This window comes from Paenibacillus glycanilyticus (assembly GCF_030161375.1).
In the GTDB taxonomy this organism is placed as follows: Bacteria; Bacillota; Bacilli; order Paenibacillales; family Paenibacillaceae; genus Pristimantibacillus; species Pristimantibacillus glycanilyticus_B.
The window spans coordinates 19466-46043 of the sequence record NZ_BSSQ01000013.1 but is presented as its reverse complement, the minus strand read 5'-3'; the positions used below and the strand labels follow the sequence as shown (position 1 = coordinate 46043).

Annotated in this window: 25 protein-coding genes; 8 read left to right on the top strand and 17 right to left on the bottom strand. The window is 50.8% G+C overall.

The genetic code is table 11. The annotated features are described in order from the left end of the window. Window position 1: 1 nt before the first annotated feature. From QQK89_RS14850 to QQK89_RS14840, 3 genes are all read right to left on the bottom strand, one after another. On the bottom strand, window positions 2-856 hold the full coding sequence (locus tag QQK89_RS14850) for a carbohydrate ABC transporter permease (RefSeq protein ID WP_284239350.1): 855 nt from the start codon (window positions 854-856) through the stop codon (window positions 2-4). A 3-nt stretch (window positions 857-859) separates the two neighbouring features. Further along, window positions 860-1834, bottom strand: coding sequence for a carbohydrate ABC transporter permease (locus QQK89_RS14845; protein WP_284239349.1), 975 nt, complete (start codon window positions 1832-1834; stop codon window positions 860-862). A gap of 62 nt (window positions 1835-1896) precedes the next feature. Next, a complete protein-coding gene (locus tag QQK89_RS14840) occupies window positions 1897-3312 on the bottom strand; it encodes an ABC transporter substrate-binding protein (protein WP_284239348.1) in 1416 nt (471 codons plus the stop codon). Between the two features lie 243 nt (window positions 3313-3555). Between QQK89_RS14840 and QQK89_RS14835 the strand changes: the two genes are divergently transcribed. From QQK89_RS14835 to QQK89_RS14815, 5 genes are all read left to right on the top strand, one after another. Continuing rightward, window positions 3556-5388, top strand: a complete 1833-nt coding sequence (locus tag QQK89_RS14835; protein WP_284239347.1) for a cache domain-containing sensor histidine kinase — start codon at window positions 3556-3558, stop codon at window positions 5386-5388. Then, a complete protein-coding gene (locus tag QQK89_RS14830; protein ID WP_284239346.1) occupies window positions 5363-6967 on the top strand; it encodes a response regulator in 1605 nt (534 codons plus the stop codon). Before QQK89_RS14835 ends, QQK89_RS14830 begins: the two co-directional genes overlap by 26 nt. Before the next feature lie 132 nt (window positions 6968-7099). After that, on the top strand, window positions 7100-8632 hold the full coding sequence (locus QQK89_RS14825) for an ABC transporter substrate-binding protein (protein WP_284239345.1): 1533 nt from the start codon (window positions 7100-7102) through the stop codon (window positions 8630-8632). Between the two features lie 75 nt (window positions 8633-8707). After that, on the top strand, window positions 8708-9589 hold the full coding sequence (locus QQK89_RS14820; protein ID WP_284239344.1) for a carbohydrate ABC transporter permease: 882 nt from the start codon (window positions 8708-8710) through the stop codon (window positions 9587-9589). 21 nt (window positions 9590-9610) lie between these two features. Next, window positions 9611-10438, top strand: coding sequence for a carbohydrate ABC transporter permease (locus tag QQK89_RS14815; protein ID WP_284239343.1), 828 nt, complete (start codon window positions 9611-9613; stop codon window positions 10436-10438). Window positions 10439-10516: 78 nt separating this feature from the next. On the opposite strand, the gene QQK89_RS14810 is transcribed toward QQK89_RS14815, so the two are convergent. The 7 genes from QQK89_RS14810 to QQK89_RS14780 all read right to left on the bottom strand — a co-directional run bounded on the left by QQK89_RS14810 (window position 10517) and on the right by QQK89_RS14780 (window position 15611). After that, entirely contained in the window at window positions 10517-11203 is a 687-nt protein-coding gene (locus QQK89_RS14810) for an LrgB family protein (RefSeq protein WP_284239342.1), read from the bottom strand. Beyond that, a complete protein-coding gene (locus QQK89_RS14805) occupies window positions 11196-11549 on the bottom strand; it encodes a CidA/LrgA family protein (protein WP_284239341.1) in 354 nt (117 codons plus the stop codon). Before QQK89_RS14805 ends, QQK89_RS14810 begins: the two co-directional genes overlap by 8 nt. A gap of 120 nt (window positions 11550-11669) precedes the next feature. Beyond that, window positions 11670-12446 (bottom strand): ABC transporter permease, encoded by a 777-nt coding sequence (locus tag QQK89_RS14800; RefSeq protein WP_284239340.1) that lies wholly within the window; start codon window positions 12444-12446, stop codon window positions 11670-11672. Beyond that, complete coding sequence (locus QQK89_RS14795; RefSeq protein ID WP_284239339.1) at window positions 12447-13223, bottom strand: ABC transporter ATP-binding protein; 777 nt, start codon at window positions 13221-13223, stop codon at window positions 12447-12449. Between the two features lie 36 nt (window positions 13224-13259). Further along, the gene (locus tag QQK89_RS14790) at window positions 13260-14129 is read right to left on the bottom strand and encodes a pentapeptide repeat-containing protein (protein WP_284239338.1); all 870 of its coding nucleotides are present in this window, start codon (window positions 14127-14129) and stop codon (window positions 13260-13262) included. A 14-nt stretch (window positions 14130-14143) separates the two neighbouring features. Beyond that, the gene (locus QQK89_RS14785; protein ID WP_284239337.1) at window positions 14144-14473 is read right to left on the bottom strand and encodes a PadR family transcriptional regulator; all 330 of its coding nucleotides are present in this window, start codon (window positions 14471-14473) and stop codon (window positions 14144-14146) included. A gap of 166 nt (window positions 14474-14639) precedes the next feature. Beyond that, window positions 14640-15611, bottom strand: a complete 972-nt coding sequence (locus tag QQK89_RS14780) for a Gfo/Idh/MocA family protein (RefSeq protein ID WP_284239336.1) — start codon at window positions 15609-15611, stop codon at window positions 14640-14642. A 265-nt stretch (window positions 15612-15876) separates the two neighbouring features. On the opposite strand from QQK89_RS14780, the gene QQK89_RS14775 reads away from it, so the two are divergent. Further along, on the top strand, window positions 15877-16731 hold the full coding sequence (locus QQK89_RS14775; RefSeq protein WP_284239335.1) for a helix-turn-helix domain-containing protein: 855 nt from the start codon (window positions 15877-15879) through the stop codon (window positions 16729-16731). Between the two features lie 12 nt (window positions 16732-16743). On the opposite strand, the gene QQK89_RS14770 is transcribed toward QQK89_RS14775, so the two are convergent. Together QQK89_RS14770 and QQK89_RS14765 are read right to left on the bottom strand one after the other, a co-directional pair. Next, window positions 16744-17658: a phytanoyl-CoA dioxygenase family protein gene (locus QQK89_RS14770; protein WP_284239334.1), complete on the bottom strand. Its 915-nt coding sequence runs from the start codon at window positions 17656-17658 to the stop codon at window positions 16744-16746. A 111-nt stretch (window positions 17659-17769) separates the two neighbouring features. Beyond that, entirely contained in the window at window positions 17770-18738 is a 969-nt protein-coding gene (locus QQK89_RS14765) for a helix-turn-helix transcriptional regulator (protein ID WP_284239333.1), read from the bottom strand. 106 nt (window positions 18739-18844) lie between these two features. Here QQK89_RS14765 and QQK89_RS14760 point away from each other — a divergent pair, with 106 nt between their 5' ends. Next, a complete protein-coding gene (locus QQK89_RS14760) occupies window positions 18845-19324 on the top strand; it encodes a hypothetical protein (RefSeq protein WP_284239332.1) in 480 nt (159 codons plus the stop codon). Between the two features lie 29 nt (window positions 19325-19353). Next, window positions 19354-19830: a GyrI-like domain-containing protein gene (locus QQK89_RS14755; RefSeq protein WP_284239331.1), complete on the top strand. Its 477-nt coding sequence runs from the start codon at window positions 19354-19356 to the stop codon at window positions 19828-19830. Between the two features lie 79 nt (window positions 19831-19909). On the opposite strand, the gene QQK89_RS14750 is transcribed toward QQK89_RS14755, so the two are convergent. The 5 genes from QQK89_RS14750 to QQK89_RS14730 all read right to left on the bottom strand — a co-directional run bounded on the left by QQK89_RS14750 (window position 19910) and on the right by QQK89_RS14730 (window position 26454). Then, window positions 19910-21610 (bottom strand): extracellular solute-binding protein, encoded by a 1701-nt coding sequence (locus QQK89_RS14750; protein ID WP_284239330.1) that lies wholly within the window; start codon window positions 21608-21610, stop codon window positions 19910-19912. Between the two features lie 61 nt (window positions 21611-21671). Continuing rightward, window positions 21672-22553 (bottom strand): carbohydrate ABC transporter permease, encoded by an 882-nt coding sequence (locus QQK89_RS14745; protein ID WP_284239329.1) that lies wholly within the window; start codon window positions 22551-22553, stop codon window positions 21672-21674. An 18-nt stretch (window positions 22554-22571) separates the two neighbouring features. Further along, window positions 22572-23501, bottom strand: a complete 930-nt coding sequence (locus QQK89_RS14740) for an ABC transporter permease (RefSeq protein ID WP_284239328.1) — start codon at window positions 23499-23501, stop codon at window positions 22572-22574. A gap of 183 nt (window positions 23502-23684) precedes the next feature. Further along, window positions 23685-24722 carry a response regulator transcription factor gene (locus tag QQK89_RS14735; RefSeq protein ID WP_284239327.1) on the bottom strand — a complete coding sequence of 346 codons (1038 nt, stop codon included), beginning with the start codon at window positions 24720-24722 and terminating at the stop codon, window positions 23685-23687. Next, a complete protein-coding gene (locus QQK89_RS14730) occupies window positions 24715-26454 on the bottom strand; it encodes a sensor histidine kinase (protein WP_284239326.1) in 1740 nt (579 codons plus the stop codon). The genes QQK89_RS14735 and QQK89_RS14730 overlap by 8 nt, the downstream gene beginning before the upstream one ends. Window positions 26455-26578 lie beyond the last annotated feature (124 nt).

Here is a 26578-nt window from a genome sequence, read left to right as displayed (position 1 = left end):
TTTACTCTTTCACGCCGCCAAGCGCTACGCCCGCGATAATGTAACGGGATAACAGGAAGTAGATCACGAACAGCGGCAATGCGGTTAACGCAAGCCCCATGTAGATCGAGCCGAATTCCGTCTTGTAGATATCGCCCCGCAGCAAGCTGACCATGACCGGCAGCGTATACTTCGATTTGTCGGTGAGCAGGATGAGCGGCATAAACAGGTTGTTCCAGCTTGCGACAAAAGCAAAGATCGCCTGCGTCGCAACCGCCGGCATCATAATCGGCATTATGATTCGGTTGAAGGTAGCGAACTCGCCCGAGCCGTCGATCCGAGCCGCTTCTACGATCTCGAGCGACAGCGTTGCGAGCAGATACTGCCGCATGAAAAACACGATGGCCGGCGCTGCTATAGCCGGCAGGATCAGCGGCAGGAAGCTGTTCGTCCAGTGCAGCTGATACATGAACTGATAGAAGCCAATGGCGCTTGCCTGCGCCGGAATCATCATGACGCACAGGATAAACGTGAAGAAGGTCTGGCGCCATTTCCAGTTGTACACGACAAGCCCGTAGGCGGTTAATGACGAGAAATAAACCGCGCAAACCGTCGATGTGGCCGAGATGATGAAGGAGTTCAGGAACCCTTTGAGCGGATCAAAGCTTTTGCTCGTCAGCACGTCCCAGTTGGTCTTGAGATGCGTCGACGGAATGAGCGACAGCCCGCTCTGGATCTCGGCCGTAGAACGCGTGGCATTCACGAACATAATCCAGAACGGAAGGATGCTGAGCAGCGCAAGGCCGATACAGACGATGTAAATGACGGTCTTATTGATGCCTCGGGAGACCGTTGCCGTTCTCTCTATTCTAGCCATCCCTTACACCCCTTTCGCCGCTGCTTTTGCAGCTTTCTTTTGCAGCTTTAGCTGCTTTCTGAGCTTCGCTTCATCGCGGTCGCGCATGAGATAGAACAGCAGTGCCGACAGAACAGCCGCGATCACGAACATGATCATGCTGGCTGCAGCAGCTTTGTTGTACATATATGCTCCCTTGAACGCTTGCCCGTAGATGAACACCGACGTTGTTAGCGTGGCGTTGTCCGGACCGCCTGCCGGAGCAATAAACAGCTGCGGAATGTCGAACATTTGAAGGCCGCCAAGCATTGATGTTACAAGCGAGTAGAGCAGAATCGTCCGAAGACTCGGTAGCGTCACCCGGAAGAAGGTCTGGGCCCCGCTTGCGCCGTCAATGGCTGCTGCCTCGAATAGCGCCGGGTTAATCCCCATCACGCCCGCAATCAGAATAATCATCGTATTGCCGTACCACATCCAGAACTGAATGAACGACACAATGCCGCGTGCCGTGTTTTTGTCCTGCAGGAATTGAATAGGCGCGTCGGACCATCCCAAGGCATGGAACAAACTGTTCACCGGGCCCATCGGATAAGCGAACAACGAACTGAAAAGCACGGCGATCGTACTCGCCGTGATAATATTCGGCATGTAGAGTAATACCTTAAACGCGCCTTGCCCCTTAATATTGAGGCGTTTGTTGGTGAACCAGGCGGTAAGCAGAAGCGCTAGCCCGATCTGAGGAATAAAGTTGGCAATCCAGAGAACAAAGGTATTGGAGAGCGATTTCCTGAACGATACGTTGTCGACAATGAGATCTCTAAAGTTCTGAAACGGATTATCCATAATATGAACCGGCTTCGGGATAACCCCTTTCATGTCCGTGAAGCCGATAAAAGCCGTGTACAACGTAGGATACAAAGAGAAAATAAGAAACGCTATTATAAAAGGAATACTGAAAATATAGCCGTATTTCGAGTAATTGACTCCCTTGCGGCGCATGCTCTCACCCCATCGATTGATATAAAGGGGCGGGATCATCCTCCCGCCCCTTCGGCGCCTACTTATTCGCTTTCGATGCCAAGCTGGTCTTTAACCGTTTGTTTGAAGTCCTTCAGCGCATCCTCGCGGCTCTTGCTGCCGGAAGCATAAGCGCGTACTTGGTCACGCCAGATCAGGTTGATCGACTCGTCGTATTGCGTCAGGTTTTTGCCCGTTGCGTTAGCGTTAGCCGGTACAAAAGCCTCGAACATGTTTTGTCCGCCGAGGAGCGCAACTTCGCCGTTGGATTTCGACATGACCACAGAGGAAGCAACGCTATCTTTCGTGCCTTGCTCGCCTTCCTTCATCGTGCCGTTAGCCCAGTAGTTTTGCAGGCCAGTATCGGAAGTGTCAAGCGTCACCCATTTGACGAAGTCCGCTACCGCTTGTTTTTTCGCGTCGTCTTTCGTTACGTCTTTGTTCGCGAGGAGCCAAGTGCCGCCCCAGAAGAAGCCGGTTGTTGGCTCGGTTACCGCCCAGTCGCCGTTTGTATCTTTAACTTGACCGTTCATTACGTAGTTAATCAGCCATGCCGGGCCAAAGAAGCCAAATACCGGCTTAGCGCCTGTGCCGGACATATCCGCGTACCATGCTTCCGTCCAGTCTTGCGTTCCGTTGCTGTAGCCATTGTCTGTCAGCTTCTTGGAGAAATCGAGGAATTGCTCGCGCTTCGGATCAATGTGCAGCTTGCCGTCCACAACCCAGCCTTGATCGGAGCTATTCTCGATTGGATGCCAGATGTCGCCGTCGCCGGATACAATGGCATAACCTTTGGCCTTCAGCTTATCCGCTGCCGCGAAATATTTATCCCAGCCCGGGCCAACTTCGTTTTTGATTGCAGCCGGGTCATCCGTTCCGAATACATCCTTCGCGATCGAACGGCGATAGATGAAGCCGCCGCCTGTTGCCTGGTAACCAAGCGCTTTCAATTGACCGTCCTTGCTGCCGATGTCAACGGAATATTGCGCGATGCCCGCATCCGTCACCATTTGATCGCTGAGGCCAAGGTCCCCATAATTAGCCGCATAGTCGGATGCGTCGCCTTGCGTATACTTAAGCACAAACGCCGCTTCAGCTGCGTAAATGTCCGGAGCGTCTTTGCCGCCTCCAGCCAAAGCTTGGTCAAGCGCCGGCTGATAAGCACCGTCTGTTGTTGCGATTACGGTTGTTTTGAACTCTACATTTGCGTCCGGATGCGTTTCCATGTACTTTTTCGTCATGTTCGGAATTTCGTCCGTGAAGCTCCAAAGATTGATCGTGACTTTTTCTCCGCTCGTCTTAGGTGCTTCCGTTGCGTTAGTTGATGAGGTTGAATCTGGGCTTTGGCTTGCGTTTGCGTTTGAATTGGCATTCGAGTTGGAGTTTCCACATGCGGTAAGAGCCGTTGTGACCACCAGCAGTGCAGAGATTCCCGTAAAAGCGCGTTTGAAACGTTTCATACTTTGCCTCCCCTTTACTAATCCTCGTTATTTTTGTAACCGCATTCATAATTATAGGACCATTAATTGGAAGGCGTAAGGATACCATTATTGGGAGAAATTCCACTTTTATTGGATTTTATCTCCAAAGTCTTAGGTACACCGACTTAATAGATTTTAAACAAATAATTCCAGCTATTAATCACTGGGTTCTTTTGATACCCTTTTTTCTAAGATACCTATCAGACAGGCAGGTGGGAGTTATTGCGGAGGTTTATTAGCTTCAAGCAAAAGTTAATCATTACCTACATCGTGTTTATCGTGCTTCCCTTGTCCGTTGTTGGCTTTGGCGCCTACAACCTTTACCGCCAAGCGATGGAGAACAAGCTTAGCGATTTCGCCCAGCAAGTCGCCGTCAGTACGTCTTCCAACATCAACAATTATTTTCAGGAGCTCGAGAAGTTTACGCTGCAACCCTATTACAACCGCGACTTTCAGGATTTGCTCACGCTCCGGAAGCCGCTGGACCCTCTCGAGGAGCTGGAGAAGCGCGAGACGATCGAGAAAAATTTCAGCTTATGGCAGTCGCAGCGCGACAACGTCGCGGGTATCTATTATTTCGACTTGCCGGGCACGAAATTAAGTCCTCAAATCTACAGTACAGGCAATCCGATTACGGGCCTCACGCTAGCCTCGATGCCGTGGTATAAAGACTTTGATACCTCGGACGACAACCTGTTGTTCCTCAGCCTTCATAAGCCGTATTTCGCGGATGCGCAAGAGGCAAGCATCCAGAACCAATCTCCCGTTTACTCGCTGGTACGCAAAATTTATAAATCTACGACGATGCTGGAATACGCCGGTTATCTCGAGGTTGATTTCAAACTGGATGGCATTAAGAAAATTATGGATCTTGTCCATTTGGGTGAAAGCGGTTCCTTCTTTATCGTGGATGGCAACGGGGATGTTGTGTACGCCAACGATGTAATCGACGACGAACTCCTCGCCAATCTGCCGAGCTTGTCGAAAGACTCGCAAGGCAAGCAGCACGTGAACATCGGCAGCAAGAAGAACATCGTCGTGCACAGCAAGGTCGGGTCGTACGGCTGGACCGTCGTTGGCGACGTCCCCGTCGTGCAGCTTGCTTCCGGCAGCAGCGGTATCCGCAACTCTATCATTCTGCTGGTCCTCTCCTGCATCGTCATCGCCATTCTGTTATCCACCTGGAGCTCGATTCAGATCACGAAGCCGATCTACATCCTGATTGCGCTCATTAAACGGGTGGAGAACGAGGATTTTCAAATTTCATACGCGAACCCTCCGCGCAACGAGATCGGCCATTTGATCCGCAGCATTATCCGCATGAGCAAGAGGCTCGACGAAACGATCCGCAATCTGTACCAAGCGGAGATTGTCCGCAAGGAAAGCGAGCTGCAAGCGCTCAAGTCGCAGATCAATCCGCATTTCTTGTTCAACACGCTTGAGACGATCAAGATGAAAGCCGAGATCGACGAAGCCGATTCCACGGTCGAGATGCTTACTTCGCTCGGCAAGCTGGTGAAGGCGTCTATCTACCGGGGCAATGATTTCACGACGTTCCGGGAGGAACGGGAATACCTAACGAGTTATCTTCGCATTCAAGAAGGCCGTTTCGATACGCGCTTTGGCATGTCCATTGCTGTCGACGAATCCATACTGGACTGTTACCTGCCGAGGCTTATGATTCAGCCGCTCATCGAGAACGCCTTCTATCACGGGCTAGAGCTGAAGCAAGGCAAAGGCACGCTGGCTGTCGCCATCCGGGAAACATCCGAATCCGTCCTCATAACGGTTGCCGATGACGGCCTAGGCATATCGGCCGAACGCCTGCAGCAGCTGCGCGAGCAGCTCGATAGCAGCTTGGCGGGCATAACGAGATCAAGCGGCAGCGTTGGTCTGGCCAACGTACATGCCCGCATGCGGCTGTATTTCGGCGACAGTTCCGCAATGACGATTGGCAGCGAGCCGGGCACCGGAACGGAAATCCGGCTAATCCTTCCCTTAATTCGCAGCGAAAGCGAGGTTCATGTCTATGTATCGCGTCATTCTCGTGGATGATGAAGCCATTATCCGGCAAGGAATCAAGAAAATTATTCAACGTTTCGCTCCCGATTGGGAAGTTGTCGGGGAGGCGGAGGACGGCGTCTCCGGTCTTCAGCAAGTTGTAAGATTGCAACCGGATCTTGTTATCCTCGACTTCCGCATGCCTGGCTTAAACGGTCTGGAGTGCTGCGAACGAATCGCCGCCGAGTCTGTCCGCGTTCATCGGATCATCCTCACGGCCTACCAGGATTTCCGGATCGCCAAGGAAGCGATCCGTCACGGGGTCAGCGGCTTCATTACCAAACCGCTCGATCGGGCTGAGCTTCTCGATACGCTTGCCGCAACAAGCGCGGTCATCGATCGCGAGCGCGAGGAGCAACAACAGCTGAGCCTGCTTCAGCATACGGTTCGCAAAGCGGCTCCGCTTGCGCAGCAGCTCTATGTCCAGCATTATCTGACGGGACATGACATTTACGAGCTGGAGCAGTTCATTGTGGAGTCGGGCTACGGCTTGCCGTTCGCCACGGGCAGCGATCACGTCGTCGTGCTGGCGGTGAGCCCGGATTGGATCGAGAAGGGCTCCTTCTCCCCTTTCGACGTCGAGCTGTTTCTGTATGCGCTGACCAAATTCGTGCAGGAATGGTTCGCCAACAAACCGCGCAGCTATGTACTTCAGGATCATGCCGGGCAGATTATCGTCATTCATAGCTACTCCGCGCATGAGAAGGAGCTTGCCGACCGGCGGACCGCCGAGCTTGCGGAACTGCTTCGGGCGGACATCGCCGAGTCCTTCAAGCGGACCGTATCGGTCGGCATGAGCAGCATCCGCCCTATCGCCGATTCGCCACGCGCCTATCAGGAAGCGTCGCTTGCGGTTTCCTACCGTTTCGTATACGGAAGCGATCAGTTGCTCTCGCCGGATAAGCTGGAGGCGGACAAGCAGCTGCCGCTAAGGATGCTGGAGCAGATGGAAGCGTCAATAGAGCAGCTGTTGCAAGGCAATGAAGACGCCGCTTATGCCATGCTTGGCCGCATCGTGTTCTCGGAGCCGATTGCCCCGGCGCAACTAAAGCGCTTTATCGTCCACTACATGCTGCGGCTCGCGGTACAGATGAAGCAGATGGACCTCGACGTCAATGAAACAAGCGGCAAGCCGCTGTCGATCTGGCTGTCCGAACTGGAAGACACGGCTACGCGCGAATCCCTAATGAGCAAGCTCAAGGCTATCATCCATCAGCTCTGCCAGTCCATTCTCAAGGAGCGCAGCCTGGTGGATTTGAAATCGGCCGAGAAAGCCAAGCAATACGTGCGCGACTATTTGGCGGATGGGGTGAGCCTGCAAGCAGCAGCCGATCATATGGGCATGAACGCCAGCTATTTCAGCCGCTGGTTCAAATACGCGACCGGTCGCAATTTCGTCGACTATCTCAAGGATTGCCGGATCGAGAAAGCCAAGGAACTGCTCCAACGGGGATCATACAGCCTGCAGGAAATCAGTACGCTGATCGGGTACGCTGACGTTAAATACTTTTGCCGCGTATTCAAGGAATTGACCGGAAGCACCCCGTCCGAGTATAAGAAACGATTCTACTAATGCTTCTATAGCAGGTAAAAAAATAGCGCCTCCATGTAAAGTCTCCCCTCTATGACATCGCTTTCATAGCATCTAAGATTAGAACTAAGCAATAGCCAAGCTTTGCAATCATCAATAAGGGGGATTATTCGAATGAACCAGATGAAGTTTAAATCGAAAATGCTACCCATTCTGCTAGTTGCCTTTACAATTGCAGCCACGGGCTGCGGCAACAGCAACTCCAACGAAAACAGCGGTGCCGCAGGAAACGGCGGCAAGACTGACAACACATCGACGAATGGCACGGAATCAACCAGTACGAAAGCTTGGACGGGCACCATCAACATGTACGCCCAGGCTTATACGCCAAATGCCAAAAATATTACCGGTATCAAGTCCGATCAGCATCAGCTTCGCACGATCGCCGATGAATACGAGAAACTCCACCCGGGCATTAAAATTAATTTCGTCGACGAAGAATTCAAGGATTACACCCAAACGGTGCGCGTCAAAGCCGCCGCTGGCGAATTGTTCGACGTCTTCTGGGCGCAATGGATGGACCTGAACGGCACGCTGCCGAAAGGAATCGCCGAGGATTTGACGGAGTATTTCAATAAACCAAACCCTTATATCGCGGACAAAGCTACTTGGCAGGAAGCGATGAATACGACAGTCGTAAGCGAGACGGCTTCTCCGGACGGGAAGCATTACAACATTAACGGAGACTACGTAGCGACTGCCTTCTTCTATAACAAAGAGCTGTTCCAGCAAGCCGGCATTGCGGAAGCTCCGAAGACATGGGCCGAGCTGATCGACGCGTGCAAGAAGCTGCAAGCGGCCGGCATCGTCGCCATGTCGCAAGCGCCAGACTTCGGCTGGTTCCAGCGCCACTTCCTGACGGACTTCTACTCCAAAGACTTCGATACGATTTCTCAATTCGACAAAGCGCCTGGCATCTCGAGCTTGGATGAAGTCGTTGCCATTTCCAAAGGCATGCTGGACACGAAAGACCCGCGTTTCATGGGCTGGTGGCCTATATTCAAACAATTAACCGACAATTGGAAGCCTGATTATTTGACCGGCGATCCGGGCGTTGTGGGCGGCAACGCGCGGAACGACTTCTTAGCGGGCAAAACGGCGATCTTCTATGACGGCAGCTGGCTGCCGAACAATGCCAAGGATGCCGGCATTAAGTTCGAGCTCGGCTCCTTCAACTTCCCAACATTGTCCGCAGCCGATACGCCGATGACGACGGGTGTTGATGCTTCCGGCGCCGTTGGCGGACCAAACGCGGCATTCCAATTCGCCGTCGCGACCAAAGAAGCCGACAAGAGCATGAAAGAAGCCGGGAAGAAAGAGGCCGTTATCGACTGGCTGCAATACCTGGGTACCGCTCAGCACGTCGAGCAGGTGGTTAACGAGAACGGCACGTTTGTCCCTCACTGGCCGGATACAAAGCCAAACGACAGCATGAAAGACCTTGCCAGCCAATCCACGAAGGAACTAAAAGCCATTATGGTCGGCAACTCCTCGCCTAACTTGGGCAAGGATCTGCAACGCACGTTTGGCTTGTACCTAAGCGGCAATACCAGCCTCGAGAAAGCGACTACCGCCGTGCAGAAGGCGCTTGATGCCGCAGTGAAGGAATACAAGACGAAGAACGACACCGATCTAAGCCAATATTAAGCAGCTTCGGAAATAGGGAACTGGCCGCAGGCGGCTCCCTATTTCTTATTTTCACAGGAAAGGACGGCCACCCGAATGAAATGGAAAGCGAACACGAAGACAGCCCTTACAGGATATGCCTTCATTCTGCCAACCTTCGTATTTCTGATCTGGTTCATGTACTATCCGGTCTACCAAGCCTTGAGCGGCGCGTTTACGGATTGGGACGGCTTTAATGCGCCCCGCTTCATTGGCTTCGATAATTTCACCCGCCTGTTCTCCGATGAAGTGCTTGGCCAATCGACCGTTCATGCGCTCATCTGGGTGGCATTCTCGATCTTGCTGGCGGTCATCCCTCCTTTTGTCGTGTCCGAATTGATCTTTCACGTGCGAAGCGCCCGGAAGCAGTACCTATACCGCACGATGTTTGTAATTCCGATCGTCATTCCCGGTATCGTCACGATTCTGCTCTGGCGTTTCCTGTACCAGGGCGACGGCGCCATTAACCAGCTGCTCGAGCTGGTTGGCCTGAAATCCTGGACCCATCTCTGGCTGGGCGATCCCAACATCGCGCTCTATTCCATCATCTTCATGGGTTTTCCGTGGATTAGCGCCTTCAACCTGCTTATCTTCTATTCGGGCCTGCAGAACATTTCCAAGGAAGTGATCGAAGCAGCTAAGCTGGACGGCGCCACGGGGTGGAAGCGCGTATTCCTCCTCGACATTCCGCTGTCGCTGCCGCAATTCAGGCTGATTATTATTCTGACGCTGGTCGGAAGCCTGCAGAACATTATCCCGCCGCTCGTCATGACAAACGGCGGCCCGGGTTACTCCACCTACGTGCCAATTCTTCACATGTACAATGTGTCGACCGTCAACGGCGAGTTCGGCTACGGCATGTCCATCGCGCTCATCATGTTTATCGTCATTCTGGCGTTTACGATTCTGAACATGCGGCTTGTCAAATCGGATATTTAAGAGCCAAAGGAGGGTGCCCATATGAGACTGTTACGCATGCCGTCCCTAGGACAAGCGATCCTTATCCTTTTCATCGTAATCACCTTGCTTCCGATTTATTTCATTCTGGAGAACTCGGTCAAAACGCCGATCGATTTCGCGGCCAGCACCATCAACGTGCCGTTGCATTTTGAGTGGAGCAATTACGGGACGGCTTGGAACAAGATCGATCAGTCGATCTTGAACACCGTCATTATCGTCGTCGTGAGCGTAGTGCTCATTCTGATGTTCTCGGCGATGAGCGCGTATGCCTTCGCCAAGCTGAAGTTCCCGTTCCGAAATATCCTGTTCCTGCTCGTCTTCAGCTTGTTGCTGATTCCGGGCTTCCTGACGCTTATTCCGCTCTACCTGCAAATCAAGAAGCTTGGTCTATCCAACAGCTATTGGGCGCTCATTCTGCCTTACATCGCAGGAGGCCAAGCGTTCACCGTGTTCGTGCTCAAGACGTTCTTCGAGCAACTGTCCACCGAATTGTTCGAATCGGCGCGTATAGACGGCGCGGGCAACCGGATTATTTTCTTAAGACTCGTGCTTCCGCTGTCCATTCCGATCTGCACGACGGTTGGCATCATGAACGTGAACGGCTTATGGAACGATTATTTGCTGCCGTCCTTGCTGCTCGACCAGGTTCATCAGACACTGACAATCGCCCTTGTCTCCTTTGAAGCTTCCGCCAGCAACCATGGGCTAAGCGATTACGGCGGCATGATGGCCGCGTATATTATCGCTTCCATTCCGCTCCTGATCCTGTTTTCGTTGCTGATGCGCAATTTTGTGGAAGGCATATCTAGCGGCGCGATCAAAATGTAACTTGCAGAATTATCCGCTCGTTATGCGCAAAGCCCCGACCTGCCGCGGTCGGGGCTTTGCTTGCGTCTCTCTTCTTCCTTATAACCACCAAATTAACGGTATGCAAAAAAGCGGGGTCAATATGCTGGACAACCCCATCGCAAACGCGCTAATCCCGCCTTGAATCTCGGAATCTCGCATAATGCGCGCGGTGCCAATGCCATGCGAGGCCGTTCCCATCGCCGCTCCAATCGGGAGATCGCTGCGAAACTTAAATAGTTTTAGCAGAGTGGGACCTATCATACTGCCCAGAAGCCCGGTCAATACGGCAAATACGCCGGCTAACTCCGGTGTTCCGCCTAACAAATCGGCAACTTCGATCGCGATTGGCGTTGTGACCGATTTGGGCAGCATCGTGAGCATGATTTGTTTGGAGCCATGAAGGAGGCTAATGATTCCCCATACAGCCAGTAGACCGCAGACTAGTCCAACGCTAACTCCTAGCACGATAGGCGCCAGCTGGTCTTTTAACTTTTGAAAGTTTTTGTAAAAGGGAACCGCTAGAGCAACCGTCGCGGGACCGAGGAAAAAGGTAATGATATCCCCTCCCGCACGGTAGGACTCGTAAGGAATATCGCAAACAAGCAGAAACAAGATAATTCCCCCGGATGTGATGAACAAAGGATTTATCCATCTGTAACGGCTGTTTAGCAATTGAGCGCCCATATAAAATAATACGGTGATCGTAAGTCCAAATAGCGGCTGTTCAAACCAGGCATCATTCATAGGTATGTTCCTTTGCCCTTCCCGTCTGCCATGCCGTAACGCCCGCGGTGACGAGCAGGACGACCAGCGTGCTGACCGAAAGCGCAACCGCGATAACTATCCACTGCTCCCCAATCACGCCAAAGAACATCATCGTTCCGACAATAACGGGCGCAAAGAAGATCATCATGTGTTTCAGAAAAAATTGCGCCGTCTCTTCTACCCAGCTGAGCTTCACCCATCCGGCAAACAAGCTGATCACAAGCAGCACCATCCCGATGACGTTTCCCGAGACCGGCACGGACAGCAAGGTGTGCAGCACATTGCCTAATAGCGTATAACCTAGCAATATGGCGAGTCCTTTCATAAGCGGTTCAGCTCCTTTCTCTCAACAAATGCTAGTTACTAGCTTACCAGCAAGATTGTCAACGATAAAGAGCCTGTTTCCTAGTAAACAGAAAGCCGCCTCGCGGCGGCAATTGTTTGATTAACCTTGCTTTCTATGCGCCTTCATCGCGAAGAAATAAGCTACGATCGTAATGCCGACGCACCATGCTAGCGCAACCCAAATATCATTTCCGACAGGCTGGCCTGACAACAAAGCACGGATGGATTCTACAATGGAGGTGACGGGTTGGTTTTCGGCAAAGACGCGAACGGCCGTTGGCATGGAGTTGGTGGGAACAAATGCCGAGCTGATGAATGGAAGGAAGATTAGCGGGTAGGAGAAGGCGCTAGCGCCATCGACGGTTTTGGCGGTTAGTCCGGCTATAGCTGCGACCCAGGTTAAAGCGAGCGTGAACAAAGCGAGAATCCCGGCTACGGCGAGCCATGGCAATACTCCTGCGGAAGATCGGAAGCCCATGATGAGCGCTACGATGAGGATAACGAGTAAGGATAAGGCGTTGGATACGAGCGAGGTGAGCACATGCCCCCATAGCAAAGCGGAGCGGGAAATGGGCATCGTATGGAACCGTTCGAATATCCCCTTTTGTTTATCATTGAACAACCGGAATGCCGTATAGGCTATGCCGCTGGCGATCGCCATAAGGAGTATGCCGGGCAGCAAGTAATTCACATAGTTATCGGTCCCGGTCTCAATGGCGCCGCCAAATACATACACGAACAGCAGCATCATCGCGATTGGCGTTATGGTAACCGTAACGATCGTGTCCATGCTGCGGAAAATATGTCGCATCGAGCGTCCCAGCATGACGCTGATGTCCACAAAGAAATGGCTTTTTTGAATGTTTGCCGTTTCCATTTATATAGCCTCCTTTTTGTTGATAATCGCGAGGAAAATATCCTCTAAGCTTGGTTGTTTCTCTACATACTCAACTTGCTTCGACGGGAACTTCTTCTTCAGTTCCTGTAACGTGCCGTTTGCAATAATTCGGCCCTCATGCAAGATCGCAATCCGGTCGGCAAGCTGCTCGGCTTCCTCCAAATATTGCGTCGTGAGAAGGACGGTCGTTCCGTTATCCGCAAGTTCCTTCACGACTTTCCAAACTTCAATTCGCGCCTCGGGATCAAGTCCCGTGGTTGGTTCATCCAGAAAGATGATTTGCGGTTTGCCCACAACGCTGAGGGCGATATCCAGCCGGCGGCGCATCCCGCCGGAATACGTGGATACTCTGCGGTCCGCGGCATCCGTTAAGCCAAAGCGCTGCAACAGGTCTTCCGCTACTTGCCGAGGGTTCTTCAAATATCTGAGCTTGGCGATCATGACCAGATTCTCCCGACCGGTCAGTATCTCATCCACCGCGGCGAACTGTCCGGTCAAGCTGATCGATTGCCGCACCTGATCGGGTTTGGCCGCAACATCGAATCCGTTAATAACGGCGGTGCCGCCGTCCGGTGCAAGCAACGTGGTCAAAATTTTGACGACCGTCGTTTTCCCGGCTCCGTTGGATCCGAGGAGAGCGAATATGCTCCCCTTTTCCACTTCGAAATCTACGCCCTTCAGCACCTCAAGCTGCTTGTAGGATTTCCGCAGACCTTTCACTTGAATGGACTTGGTTGTGGTTTGCACGGTTTGCATCGTTAATTCCCTCCTTTAATAGTTGGTTCGGCGAGCTTAGACGACCGTTACGTTCGATAGATTGGCTTCCATGCCTTTGAGATGCGCATAAGTCAATTTATCCATCGTTGCTCCGTCAAAGTTAACGGTCTTGATCATCCGATAGTATTTCTTCGTCAACGTAAAGCCGGGCTGGAACGAGACATTTTTCAGCGTGGCGCCCTTGAACGATACTTCGGTTAATGCCGACTTCTCGAATTTAACGCCGATAAACGTCTGGCCTTCGAAGCTTTGGCCGCTCAGATCGGAATATTTGAAGTCCACTCCGTCGAATAGGCAATTATCGAATGTCACTTTTCGAAGATCGGTCATCGACAACACCACGTCCGTCATTCTAACGCCCGTAAACGCAACGCCATCAAGCCCCGACTTGCTAAAATTCGTTCTTACGAGGGTGGCTCCCTCGAAGCTTGCTTTCGTCAGGTCAAGCGCAGAGAAGTTGCAGTCCGTCAGATTCGCCCCATCGAAGTTCGCTTGGCGTACATCGCTTCCCTTAAACGAGCTGCCGGTTAGATCCGCGCCGGAGAAGTCGGAGCCGTGAAGCGCGCTGCCTTTGAACTGCCCTTTATGAGCCTTCACGCCCGCAAAGTCGCTGTCTGCCAGGTTGCTCGCGCTAAAGTTCGTGACGACTTGGCGTTCCAGCGAGCGGGAGAGGTTCGCAACCTCGAGAATCGTCTGTTCAATATCGCCGATGCTCTCAACCGTCAGCTTAAACGCGGTTTCATCGTCCATGCCTTCCTCTTTCAGTTCCCGGTACCGCTCCTGCAAATCGCTATGCAGGTCGGCCTTTAATTCGGACACGCTCTTCACTCCGTCGTATGGCGTAAATACACCGTTCAGGTAATTCGTCAATTTCGAATTCGTCATCTCGAATCTCTCCCTTATAATAAGTTTTCTAACACGCGTTTGGCGTACTCCCAGTTGCTCTTGTTGCGATCGTATGAATCTTTGCCCTTCTGGGTAATTCTAAAATATTTGCGGCGTCCGCCCTGCGATTCATCGCCCCAATACCACTCGATGTCACCGTCGGCTTCGAGCCTCCGGAAGCTGGAATACATCGTTGCTTCCTTCAGTTCATATTCGCCGCCCGAACGTTCGGCAATCAGCTTCACAATCTCGTATCCGTAACGATCGGCTTCGGACAAGAGCCTTAGAATCATCGTATCCGTATGGCCTCTTAGCAGGTCGGATGTGATCTTGTTGTCGCTCATGTCATCACCTCCATGACTGTATAATAAATCATAGTACTATGACTGTCAAGGTACTTTGTAAAACAAAATACTTTGATTAGTAAAAACGGGCGTTTAACCATAAAAAAGGTACCTATCCTTAATCATTAGATAGGTACCTTTTTGGCCATATATAACTTCAACTTCGTTAATTCAGCTTAACCGGCAGCCCCGTTCTCGCCGATTCATTCGCCGCCATGGTAACGCGATGCGTCTCCCATGCGTCTGCGTATGTAGATAAAATCCGGCTTCCGTCGCCGGTTCTAACCGCATGAAGGAAGGCTTCATTCTCCCGCTCATACGGATTGTTAGAGGATTTGTATTCGGTCTTCTTATCGGCTTCAATATCCGCAAGGGATTCGCCGGTAACCTGCAATACGCCCGTATTGGTATAGATCTGAAGGCCGGCGTTGCCGCCTGCCGGAATTGCGCAAGTATTGCTGATTGTAGCAACCGCACCGCTTGCCAGCTTGATCGTTACCGTACCTACATCCGGAACCGTAACGCCTTCTTCCACCGAAGCCATATGCCTGCTGCCATACACCGCGTACACTTCGCTAACTTCGCCAAGCAAATAACGCATCAGATCGACGATATGCGTCGTCTGTTCCACAAATTGCCCGCCGGAGGTTTCCATCTTGCGCCACCAGTACACGCCCGGCATCGAACCCATCCATTGTCCAAGCGCCATTAGCGGCGTGCGGCCCGACAGCAGCTCTTTCGCGCGGCTTGTGCTGTCCATGTAACGGAAGTGATAACCAACCGATGTAAGAAGTCCTTTATCGGCAATTGCCTGGCGAATCCGGGACGGTGTCCCTTCCTCTACGCCAATCGGCTTTTCAACAAGAAACGGAATTCCCCGCTCCACAAGCGCCAGCTCAATCTCGCCATGCGCAAATGGCGGCGTACAAATATAGACGGCATCCAGCTTCCGGTCTTCCAGCATCGCTTCGATCGAATCGTAACCTCGCGCATCGCCATAAGGTCTTGCCGCCGTCTCTGCCTTATCAAGGCTTGTCCCGCAAAAAGCACTGACGCTTACGCCTTCCATCGCGGCAAGCTTCTCCGCGTGCATTCGTCCAAACCAACCTGTTCCCGCAATCCCAATCCGAAGAGTCACTCTACATTCCCACCTTATGTTCGTAGTTTTGTTCTTCTCCCTAATGTTTACCCTCATCACGGTGGATGTCAAGGGAATCTTTGCCGCCGGGTTTGAAACCCTTCTATGTGGATAACAACTTCTGTGGACAAGTGGATAACACTTCGAAAATGAACAACTGTCCGGTATATTTTATCCTTAATATGTGTATAAGTTTGTGAATAACTTTGCTATAATTCCCTCATCGCGCATGAATCCATTCCAGCAAAAGGAGCCGGTTCCCGCCATGGATCATTATACGCTCTCCGGACTTGGTCCAACCGAAACAATTGGCATTTTACCCGATTATTATTTACCGCCGTATATTACGCTTGCCCACATGTTCTCGGCGCCTGATCATTGGGCTGTTCATAACCGAGTGATGAAGCAATATGTTCTTCAATATGTCGTTAACGGCGTTGCGGATTATCCGATTGAAGGCAATTCGTACACGACGAGACGAGGAGATTTGATTTTCCACCGGCCGAATGAACTTCACTCGATTCTGCCGCATCCTTCCGAGCCTTATGTTTGCATCTCTATCGTGTTTCACTTTGGCCATTCGTCGTTTCCAATTCATGAACTATGCGAAGAAGGCGAACATTACCTCGGCAATTTCGCGGATCATCCTATTGATCGCTGGCTGTCCGAACTGGTTGCGCATTACAGACAGCCAGGGCTTACGCATCAAATGCGCTGCCAGAGCCTTCTGATCCGAATCTTGTCCGAAGCCGCCCATACGGGCAGAGCCGGAGACAGCACTACCAACGCTTCCAAAATGCCTCCGCTCATGCTTCTCACCCAACATCTGCAAACCAACTATCACCGGGAGGTACAGCTTGGAGAACTAGCAGAGCTAAGCGGCTGGAGCAAAAACCATTTGCTGTTCCTGTTCCGGCAATACGTCGGAATGTCGCCTATTCAGTATTTGACATGGGTCCGCATAAATAAAGCCAAAGAGCTGGCGATCCAGACGAACCTGACGGTCAGCGAAATTGCCGAGCGCGTTGGTTATTCGGATGTCCATACCTTTGGCCGTATGTTTAAGAAGAAAACCGGGCTAAGCTTAAGCCAATTTTGCGCTAATCTGATTCGTTCTTAAATCCCGCCTGGATTAGCTTCGCCAATAAGAGGAGTGCTTGATCCGATAGGATGCGGGCTCGGCATGGCTGGTTAATGCAAAACTTTCCGTAGGCCGGTATTCGAAAGCCCGCTCCTCGTTTGCGTAACCGGACTGCTTCCTGCGATTCATGCAATCAAGCAAGATCTGTTGCTTCAAAGGGAAATACTCTGGCGTATGAGGGCCAAATTCCAGCTCAATCTCGCCAGGCCGGAATTCATAATATACGGTGCGGCGCAAATCATTCCCCTCGCCTTCGGGCGAACCGTGCAGCAGCATAATATTATGTAAAATAACGTCTCCCGCTTCCATAGGCACGGGAACGGCATCGCTCACGTCAAAGCCCGCTCTGGCGCATCGCTCCGCAGCTTGGGACGAGCTCCAATGATTGCTTCCCGGAATGACCCACAGGCAAGATTGCTCATCCGCAGCATCCAGATAAAAGTCCACGTTAAAGATCGGCCTTGCGTCCTGGCAGCCTTCCGGCACTTCCGCATCCCGGTGCCATGGCACCGAAGCGGCGTTATTCGGGGCCTTAACTACAAGCGAATCCCAAGTCGGAATGAGATTAGGACCTTGCAGCTTCTCGACGGAACTTAGAATAAACGGATGTCCCAGCAGCGCTTTGGCCGCCTCGCTTTTATCGATGATATACTCCGTCCGCCAATAAACCTTGTCTCCGTTAGCTCTTACCCTATATAAGTAGTCTTCATCCTCTTCTTGACCTGCAAGTCCCTTCTCGACAATCTTAAGCGTCTGCTCTTGCAGTAAACGCAGCTCTTCGCCTCTCACTACATTACGAATGACAAGATATCCGTTATCGAGGAAAAACTGGGCTTGTTCGTCCGTTATAACCAATTGCAGATTGGCGTCAGCTACCTGAGCTTCATTACTTTCTCTCGTATTCATCTTCCCTATGCAGCTCCTTTGTTATGGGATAGCTTAACTATACGCAAGGGCTGCCCGAATGGATTTAGTCAGAATCAACGATTTGGTTGCCGAAATCACGATGTATTTCACTCAAGAAAAATTTAATTGGGCTAAACGCTCCCCCAGCACCCCGCGCAGTTCATCGGGGATCCGTTCATACTGAACTCCTTTCCCCAAATACAATAGCCAATCCGCATAATACGCCAGAGCCTCGTCATCAGACACATCCAATTGAACATGGAAGATCCCGCTTGATTGAAACATCCCGGTAAAGGACAAGATGATTCCCGGCGGATGCATGCGCTTAAAGCGTTGAATTCCGGTCGCATCAAGCTTCACAACAAGATTAGCCTCACGCGCGCGAAGCAGCTTTTTGCTTAGAATTTCTTGCTCGGAGCATTTCATTTCCTGCTCGGAGATCGCTGAATCCCGCAGCAGATCAACAGGCAAATAGCGGAACTCATCCGTATCCAAGTCATAAACCTCTACCAGCCACTGAGCATTCGAGTTAAAAATATGCAGCAAATAAACGTCCAATAGTTGCGGCCAGCCTACGCTGAGTTCATAAGTCACGCGCAAATGTTTGTCCCGCACGGCGAGCGAGATCAGCTGATTCAGCTCCGCTGGCGCCGCATCATCAAGCTCCAATAGGTTAGGATTGGCGGGATTCGTATTTTCAAACAGCAAAATATGATTCAATTCGATCAGCTCGTCTTGCTGGGTTTGCGATGCGATGCCGATCAGCTTCTCCGTGATGGAGCGACGATTGTGCAGATAAGGCAGCTGCGAATTTTTCGAAGCGATAAAGCTGATAAAAATCGCCTTCAGCTCGTCTGGCGTAAAGCGGGCGGATGGCAGATAATGATTTTGCAGGACATGGTAGCCGCCCCCGCGCCCCAGCTCGGTCGTAAGCGGAAACCCCATCGACTGAATTTCGTTAATGTCGCGAATGGCCGTCGCGCGGGAAATTTTGAACTCCCGCTGAATCTCGGCAATCGTAAAAAAAGCGCGGTTGTTAATGTACCGCATAATCAGGTTTACTCGCTCTGTTTTTTTCATGATGTTATTGTATCAAATACGCGGCTAAAAAAAGTATCACTTTTTGATACATTAGACAAATAGAATCAATCTTGTAAAACATAATCCCCACTAAGGAGAGAACAATATGACTAACTACTCGATCACAACCATCTCGGAAAATTACAAAATGACCGCATTTGGCGTTACCTTTGAAGACTTCAACGACTGGGCGGGCAATGCGGCAAAAACGGCAGCGAAAAAAGCGGAAATCACTGAGAATGGCAAGCTTGCCGAGCTTCTCGCGCTTGCTGACGGGCAAGAGTATCAAATCAATTACGTGTTCGAAGGCAAGGCTTGGCGCGGTTTCGGCGTAATGGGCGAATTCGAAGCGGAAGGCGCGGTCGTGCTTAATTTCCTGGCTGGCGACTACCTCGTTGTGCCCGGCACGGGCGCTAACAAAGAAAGCCTCGCTGATGAGATCACGGGTAAAGTATTCGGCGGCATGCTGCCGGAAATCACGGAATACAAATATGTTGGTCCTGGCAACTCCACCTTCGTCAAAGCGGATGAGAACGGTGAATTTTACGGAGAAATGTGGCTTCGCGTTAAAAAAGTCGAAGGCTAATCGAATCGCTGTAAGAAAGGAGCTCTCCCATGGCAGAATACACGCTTGAACACAAACAATCGTTCACATTGACCGCTTATGGTTTTTCCATTCAATCTAATTTTCAAGACATGCCGGCGATGCAAAGAGAGAAAGCGGAATTCTGGGGCAAGCTGAAAGCTGACGGGCGTTTCAACAAGCTCAAAGACGCGGCTAAGAACGATCGCGAATGGTCCGTTAACGAGGTGTATCAAGGCAAACCGTGGAATTACTTTGCGGTGGAAGCCGGTAAATCCATAACTGACGCGACTCGCGTCATTGAGTTTCCCGACAGCGAATATATCGTAGTCGCGGGCAATGGAGACAAGGAAACTTTGTTTGACCAGCTGACTTACCGTGCTTTTGGCGAAGTCCTGTCCCAAGTTACGGATTATGCTTATATCGGCGGGCCCAATGCGACTTACCGCAAAGATAACGGCGACGGCACTTTCTACGGGGAGTTTTGGGTTCCCGTTGTTAAGAGATAATATACGTTTCGCCATAAGATCAAACAACGCAAATGATCGCCGCAGAATGCAGCGATTATTTGCGTTGTTCATATCCTGATTAGCCAGCCGATTGCTGATCCAAGTACGCCTCAAGCTGCTTGCGCAACTCTGCTTTGATCGTCTCGATATCTTGCTGCAGGCGGGAATTGCTTTCCCATTTCTGCTGCAGTTTCGCCATGCCTTTAGCCGGATCTCCTACCATCCCAAGCTTGTAGGCCAGCTCATCATTGGACACTTTGACGAAATCGGGGTTAGCCAACTCGTTTTTAACCGGATCCTGATTAAAGGCGAAGCCCGCGACCGCTGACTTGATGTATGTCTTCTCGTCAGCAATATAACGGTAGTACTCTACCAGATGGTCAGGCACTGTGCTCGACAGGCGGATATAGTTCGGATTCCAAGTGAGCATGTAGCCCGGGAAGGAGTAGTTCTGCGTCAAATCAATACCGTCCGGATATTTGAATTTATCGTCGCCTACCGTCTCCCAGTTCTTCCCTTTAATGCCGAGCTCGAACAAATCATGGTTGTCTTGGCTTTCGAACAGCCAGTTGACAAACGCCATGGCACGATCGGCATTTTCCGAGGTTTCAGGAATGCAAAGGAAATTCCAAATTCTAAAATCGCTAACATAGTTAGGATTCGGCTGTACTTTGTTGCGTGCCGTCTCCTGGGTAACAAAGACACCCAATTCCGCAGAAGGAACGCCTGCTTTCAGCTGTGCGTTAATGGCATCGATATTCGACAAACCTTCCACCATCGACGCGGCTTTCCCAGCCGTAAACGTACCTTTGGCATCTTTGCGCACGATTGGCTCTTTTTCGATGTAGCCCTTATCATGCCACTCGCGGATCTGCTGGTACGTCGTGTAATCCTTCTTGTTGAACGGTTCCGGGAACGCGGCAATATTCTCCGCTTTATCCCCCGTCAACGACACCGCGGAAACTTTATTATCTTGAATGTGCGCGGTTGCCGTCACGTTTGGCCCGAGAGTAATATCCCATAAGCCGGCTGCCGATTTGTTCGGCATTTCTTTGTTTCCTTCAATGACGGTTACGGTACCGTATTGTCCATCATTCTTGATGACGAGCGGAATCATATTCTTGTCGTTCTTCATAACATTATCGTAGAATGCCAGCAGCTGATCGTACGTTGTAATATCGGACATGCCGTATTTCGCGGCAAGATCCTTGCGATAATAAATAGCGCTTAGATCCCCAAGGTATTGGCCCAGCGGTACGCCGTACGTATGCGGCTGGCCGTCTGCTCCGGTAAATTTATTGTTGTTCAAATAGCCTTCTCCGAATGCCTTCTTCAGTCCCGGGTATTTGTCATTATTGAAGTAAGAATCCAGATTCGTATAATTGTTCTGGGCGATAAAGGTGTTCATGTTCATCCAAGGAGCATCAAATGCGATGTCCACCTGCTCGCCAGCTGCCAGCTTCAGCTTCAGCTTGTTGACATAGTCCGCCTGCGGCGTAAAGGTGAAGTTCAGCTTCAAGTTAAGCGTATCCTTCGTTTGACGCTCGAACTCAGCGACAACGTCATCGAACTGCTTCGGTTTGTCGCCCCATAACATGATATTTAATGTCGTTTCCTCCGGAATGGACGAAACGTTCGAGGACTTATTCTCCTCGCTATTGCTTCCTCCATTCGATTTCTCAGTTGTGTTATTGTCCCCGCCGCTGCACGCTGCCAACGTGCCGGACAACATGATCATCGAGATGATAAGCACGAATGATTTGGTTGCCTTTTTCCTCATGTGTGAACCCTCCCTGTATGTATACGGTAATTCTATATGCTAATTGGCCTGCCGGCCAAGTTTAGCCTTTAATCGCGCCTACCTTCAAACCGCCGACAAAGTAACGCTGCAGGAACGGATACAGGAATACGATTGGCCCTATCGTAACCATAGCCGTCGCAAGCCGCACCGTATAAGCCGGAGCCGTAGACATGGCCGTTTGACTGCCAGCGACCGCAATGCTTTGCGCCATATCGACGTTGCGAATGATCTGCATAATAATGTACTGAAGCGAGAATAATTGCGGGTTATCGATATAAAGCATGGCCGGCTGCCAGGAAGACCAGTAGCCAAGAGCATAGAACAAACCGATGGTGGCCATGGCCGGCAGCGACAGCGGAATGACGATGGACCGAAGAATACGGGCTTCTCCCGCTCCTTCCAGCTTGGCTGATTCAAATAGCTCCTTCGGAATATCATTGAAGAAATTACGCATAAGGAACATGTTCCAAGGCGATACAAGCACGGGCAGGATATAGACCCATATTGAATTTTGCAGTCCCAAGTATTTAGTGGTCAAAATATAACTGGATACCATCCCGCCGCTGAACAGCATGGTGAAATAGAAGAACAACGCGATATGAGAAGCGTAGCGCAGCCGTCTTCCCGACAGAGCATAAGCGGCCATGCTAGTCGCCAACAGGCTTAGCCCCGTCCCAACGACCGTAACGAACAAAGTGACAAGATAGGCGTCAGGAATAGTCCGCGTTGCGAATATCGCCTGATAGGCAGCTGCCGAGAAAGCCTTCGGCAGCAGGTTGTATCCGTCTTGGAGCAAGGTTGTCTCGTCAGTAAACGAGCTCCCGACCACCAGCAGAAACGGATACAGGCATACGATCGCAAATACTGCGGCGAATAGATAGAAGATGGCTTTAAGTGTTTTGTCGAATCTGGAATCCTTCATATATGCTTTCTCCCTTGCTTAGAATAACGCCGAGTCTTTATCCAGCTTGCCCGCGATTTTGTTCGCCGCTACGACGAGTATGAAGCCAACAATCGACTGGTACAGCGATATGGCTTGAGTCATGCCTAATGAGCCTGATGTTCGCAGCGCCCGGAATACATAAGTATCGATCGTATCCGTCCGGCTGGCTAGGAAGCTGTTATCGCCAACGAGGGAGAAGATCATGTCCAGATTACCGCCGAATATGCCGCCTAGGCTTAGCAGGAACAGCATGACAATCGTACTCTTAAGCATGGGCAACGTAATCCGGAAAATACTCTGTAATCTGGATGCCCCGTCGATTCGGGCGGCTTCGTACATCTCCTTATCAATGCCGACGATAGCAGCCATGTAGACGATTGCGCCAAAACCTGCCGTTTTCCACAAGTTCATCAATACCAGAATTGGCGGCCACACATCCGCATTTGTATAGAAGTCGATCGTCCCCGCCCCGATGGAAGACAAAAAGTGATTAATGACGCCCGTGTCTGCCGTAAAAAAAGTAACGGAGAACAGTCCAACGATTGGCCAAGAGATGAAATTCGGCAAAATCATGATGGATTGCATCGTTCTAACGATGGCGTTCTTGCCAAGCTCGGTCAGCATGATGGCAAGCGTCAGCGACATCAGCGTGCCGGTCGCAATAAACATCAGATTGTATAAAACGGTGTTATACGTAATAATCAGCCAATCCTGGCCGCGAAAGAAAAACTCGAAATTTTTAAGTCCAATCCATTCACTATCCCATAAACCTTTAATCGGGTTAAAATCCTGAAAAGCGATCACAACGCCAATCATCGGCAGATAAGCGAAAACGATACTGAATAATACGGCCGGTAGGGCCAGTAGATAGAGATAGCGGTTATACACCAAGTCCCGCAGCCCTTTGCTTTTGATTGCCGCTCTCATCCTGTCTTCCTCCATTCTTGCTTCGATAAATTAATTGTAAACGGATTCACCAAAATGGCGTTACACGATGATTTCTCGTAACACGGCGAAAACTTTGCTTCATGTTTGACCGGCAGAACAAAAAAAACCGCCCCAGCCGTCGAATTTTTTTTTCGAGGCGAGTCGGTTTTTAGGTTGCGAAGTTCATTCTCTATAGAGCAAGCGGTATTCACTTGGCGAACGTCCGGTTTTTAGTCTGAAAATTTTACCGAAATATTTCTCATCCTGAAACCCTGACTGTTCGGCTACCTGATAAACAGGGATATTCGTCGTCTGAAGAAGCTGCTGGGCATGCCGGATATTCCGATCCTGCGCATAAGTGACAAACGGCAGGCCAACAATTTCTTTAAAGCATTTGCTGAAATAACTGATGCTCATGTTGATTTCTTTACAGAGTTCGGCTTGGTTCATCCGCTCTCCCGTATGTCCGTTCAGCAGATCGAGAGCGCGGACGACCGATGCTATGACTTCCTCTGAGTACATGGTCCGGCGCAGCAGCATCAAGGCCTCCTCACGGAAGGTAACGAGCCATTCCTTGATCCCGTTAACGGTATCTTTCCCGTTAAGTCCCGCCTTCGAACCGCGTAATGGCTCAAGCAGCGGACATTTGGTGAGCCAGCCCTCATGCTCTCTGAGAAGCAGCGCATTCCAAGCTTCCGGATGCAGGGCGGATGCGGAACGTGCGGCAAGCATCTCAAACCCCTCGCGTTCCACTAACCAGAACAATTCGCCCCAGCCGCGCGATAACTCTTGGAAATCTGCTCTTGCCTCCGGTGCATGATCATCTATTCCAGGCTTCCGCAGCATCCCCAGCATATCGGATACCCGCTTCAGCATATCTGCGGCAGAGTCATCGTCCAGCTGCGTTTTGACAAGATAGTCAATAGCTCCTAAACGCAGCGCTCGCTGCAAATAGTCGAAATCCTGATGGCAGGTTAGAACGACGGAGCGCGTATGCACAAAACGCTCCTTAATCACTTCGATTAATTCCAGCCCATTCATGCCCGGCATGGAGATATCCGTAATGACAAGATCGACCGGCTGGCGCTCGAGTACCGCAAGCGCTTCTTCACCGCTGGCAGCTTCCCCAATAAGCTCCATGCCGTACTCTCCCAGAGGCATCATGCTGCGGATTCCCCGCCGAACGAGTGGTTCGTCTTCCACCAAAAGCACCTTAATCATTTGCTTCCTCCTTCCCCGTTAGCCGATCCGGAAAGCTAATCGTAATGCTTGTACCTTCATTCAGGATGCTCTCAATGCGCATCTCCGCCCGATTGTCATAATACAAGTCGAGCATCTTCTCCACGTAGTTCAACCCAATACCGAGGCCAGCGCTGCGATTCCCTTCCTGCAGCTCTTTGATTTTGTCAGGCTGAATGCCTTTGCCGTTATCGGATACGGTAATGGATACCGTATCTTTCTCCGTCCGGCTAATCCGGACTATAATATCTCCATGCTCGCTCATCAATCCATGATATAGCGCATTCTCAACCAGCGGTTGCAGCACAAACCGAGGAATCGGTACGTCCCCTAGTTCCGGATCCGGTTCAATTTGTACATTGAAGCGGTAATCGTAGCGGATATTTTGCAGCTCTACATAGTCTCGCAGCGCTTTGATTTCTTCTTTAATCGTAACAATCATGCTGCTTTTACCCAAATTGTAGTGCAATACGCGCGTAAATACTTTAACGAGATTATAGATTTCGGTCTGTCCGTTCGCCCGCGCAAGCCATTGAATCGTATTTAGCGAGTTGTGCAGAAAATGCGGGTTAATCTGCGCTCTCAGCTTCTCCACCTCCAGCTCTCCGCGTCGTTTTTCCTTCTGTTCCACCTCGTAGAGAAGCTCGACGATTTTCTCTCGCATATCCTGGAAGTTGCCGAAAAGCATATCGAATTCTTGCAGACGGGTCTGCAGCTTGCGGCCTTCTGTCTGGTTGTAGCTGAATCGTTTAATTTCGCGGTTAATATTTTGCAAGGGACGATACACCATCCGCCAAATATAGGAGGCAGCAGCAATCGTCACAAGCAGCGAAAGGCCGCCCATCACGAGGAATTGCTTCTGCCATTGCCGGATTTCCTTCTGGTATTCTCCAAGCGGAATAAGGGAATACAAGCTCCAGCCGTTCACGTTCTCCGAAGCAAATATTTTATAACCGTTCAGCGTCTCTTTCGCTTCAGCGTACTTAATCCCTTCCCGAATCGAATGCGGAATATCGCTGTACTTCACTGTGCCATCCGGTCCAACAAGCAGCTTGATGGAAGAACTGTCCGGCGTGCCAGCCGAAGACTCATGCACCAGCTCCATAAACTTTGTCTCCAGATAGATCGTATATTGCTTGTGATCGCCGTATTCAATTGTCCGGGCCAGCGACACCACCAGATCGTCATGACCGCGAAGCACTGACAGATGCGGCGCATGAAAAATAAGCTGATTGCCTCGGTATAACATGTCAAACGGAAGCTCTTCGAATTGGTGAAGGGTGATTTCCGTTCGCTGCGGGGCGGAATCGAATTGGATCGCATTCTCATGATCGGGCATGTAGAAAAATAAAGCGTTTACAGTAGGGTTCGAATAAATAATATTAGTCAACGATTTGTCAATGCTCAGGAACCAGTCCGTCTTCTCAAGCGGATCCTCCGTTGATAAATATTGAATAACGTCATCGCCTAGTCCGCCGTCGACAACAAGCAGCTGCGAGACACTGCTCAAATTGTCGAACGCCTTCTCAAGCGCTTGCTTCTCGTTATTGACGGAAGATTGATAACTAGTGCTTATCTTTTCGAGCTGCACTCTATACATCCAATAAAAAGAGGTGAAGCCGATCAGAATGATTGGCGTAATCGTGACTATGACGAGCAGAATGCTGAGCCTGCCCTTTAATGTATCCGGCAAGAAGCGCCGTCTCCATTTCATGCATGCCGTCCTCCTCTTCAGCTGTTCTAGGTTGTCTGCTATCATAGCTTGCCTTCAACTTTATGTTCTTCTATTATATCGGAGCAAGCTTCGAATCAGGTGAAATTATCAGAGATTCAGACTC

What these genes read in the sequence shown, in the direction of transcription:
- QQK89_RS14850 (WP_284239350.1), bottom strand. Translation starts at nt 856, where the DNA reads ATGGCTAGAATAGAGAGAACGGCAACGGTCTCCCGAGGCATCAATAAG.
- QQK89_RS14845 (WP_284239349.1), bottom strand. Translation starts at nt 1,834, where the DNA reads ATGCGCCGCAAGGGAGTCAATTACTCGAAATACGGCTATATTTTCAGT.
- QQK89_RS14840 (WP_284239348.1), bottom strand. Translation starts at nt 3,312, where the DNA reads ATGAAACGTTTCAAACGCGCTTTTACGGGAATCTCTGCACTGCTGGTG.
- QQK89_RS14830 (WP_284239346.1), top strand. Translation starts at nt 5,363, where the DNA reads ATGTATCGCGTCATTCTCGTGGATGATGAAGCCATTATCCGGCAAGGA.
- QQK89_RS14825 (WP_284239345.1), top strand. Translation starts at nt 7,100, where the DNA reads ATGAACCAGATGAAGTTTAAATCGAAAATGCTACCCATTCTGCTAGTT.
- QQK89_RS14820 (WP_284239344.1), top strand. Translation starts at nt 8,708, where the DNA reads ATGAAATGGAAAGCGAACACGAAGACAGCCCTTACAGGATATGCCTTC.
- QQK89_RS14815 (WP_284239343.1), top strand. Translation starts at nt 9,611, where the DNA reads ATGAGACTGTTACGCATGCCGTCCCTAGGACAAGCGATCCTTATCCTT.
- QQK89_RS14810 (WP_284239342.1), bottom strand. Translation starts at nt 11,203, where the DNA reads ATGAATGATGCCTGGTTTGAACAGCCGCTATTTGGACTTACGATCACC.
- QQK89_RS14805 (WP_284239341.1), bottom strand. Translation starts at nt 11,549, where the DNA reads ATGAAAGGACTCGCCATATTGCTAGGTTATACGCTATTAGGCAATGTG.
- QQK89_RS14800 (WP_284239340.1), bottom strand. Translation starts at nt 12,446, where the DNA reads ATGGAAACGGCAAACATTCAAAAAAGCCATTTCTTTGTGGACATCAGC.
- QQK89_RS14795 (WP_284239339.1), bottom strand. Translation starts at nt 13,223, where the DNA reads ATGCAAACCGTGCAAACCACAACCAAGTCCATTCAAGTGAAAGGTCTG.
- QQK89_RS14790 (WP_284239338.1), bottom strand. Translation starts at nt 14,129, where the DNA reads ATGACGAATTCGAAATTGACGAATTACCTGAACGGTGTATTTACGCCA.
- QQK89_RS14785 (WP_284239337.1), bottom strand. Translation starts at nt 14,473, where the DNA reads ATGAGCGACAACAAGATCACATCCGACCTGCTAAGAGGCCATACGGAT.
- QQK89_RS14775 (WP_284239335.1), top strand. Translation starts at nt 15,877, where the DNA reads ATGGATCATTATACGCTCTCCGGACTTGGTCCAACCGAAACAATTGGC.
- QQK89_RS14770 (WP_284239334.1), bottom strand. Translation starts at nt 17,658, where the DNA reads ATGAATACGAGAGAAAGTAATGAAGCTCAGGTAGCTGACGCCAATCTG.
- QQK89_RS14765 (WP_284239333.1), bottom strand. Translation starts at nt 18,738, where the DNA reads ATGAAAAAAACAGAGCGAGTAAACCTGATTATGCGGTACATTAACAAC.
- QQK89_RS14760 (WP_284239332.1), top strand. Translation starts at nt 18,845, where the DNA reads ATGACTAACTACTCGATCACAACCATCTCGGAAAATTACAAAATGACC.
- QQK89_RS14755 (WP_284239331.1), top strand. Translation starts at nt 19,354, where the DNA reads ATGGCAGAATACACGCTTGAACACAAACAATCGTTCACATTGACCGCT.
- QQK89_RS14750 (WP_284239330.1), bottom strand. Translation starts at nt 21,610, where the DNA reads ATGAGGAAAAAGGCAACCAAATCATTCGTGCTTATCATCTCGATGATC.
- QQK89_RS14745 (WP_284239329.1), bottom strand. Translation starts at nt 22,553, where the DNA reads ATGAAGGATTCCAGATTCGACAAAACACTTAAAGCCATCTTCTATCTA.
- QQK89_RS14740 (WP_284239328.1), bottom strand. Translation starts at nt 23,501, where the DNA reads ATGAGAGCGGCAATCAAAAGCAAAGGGCTGCGGGACTTGGTGTATAAC.
- QQK89_RS14735 (WP_284239327.1), bottom strand. Translation starts at nt 24,722, where the DNA reads ATGATTAAGGTGCTTTTGGTGGAAGACGAACCACTCGTTCGGCGGGGA.
- QQK89_RS14730 (WP_284239326.1), bottom strand. Translation starts at nt 26,454, where the DNA reads ATGAAATGGAGACGGCGCTTCTTGCCGGATACATTAAAGGGCAGGCTC.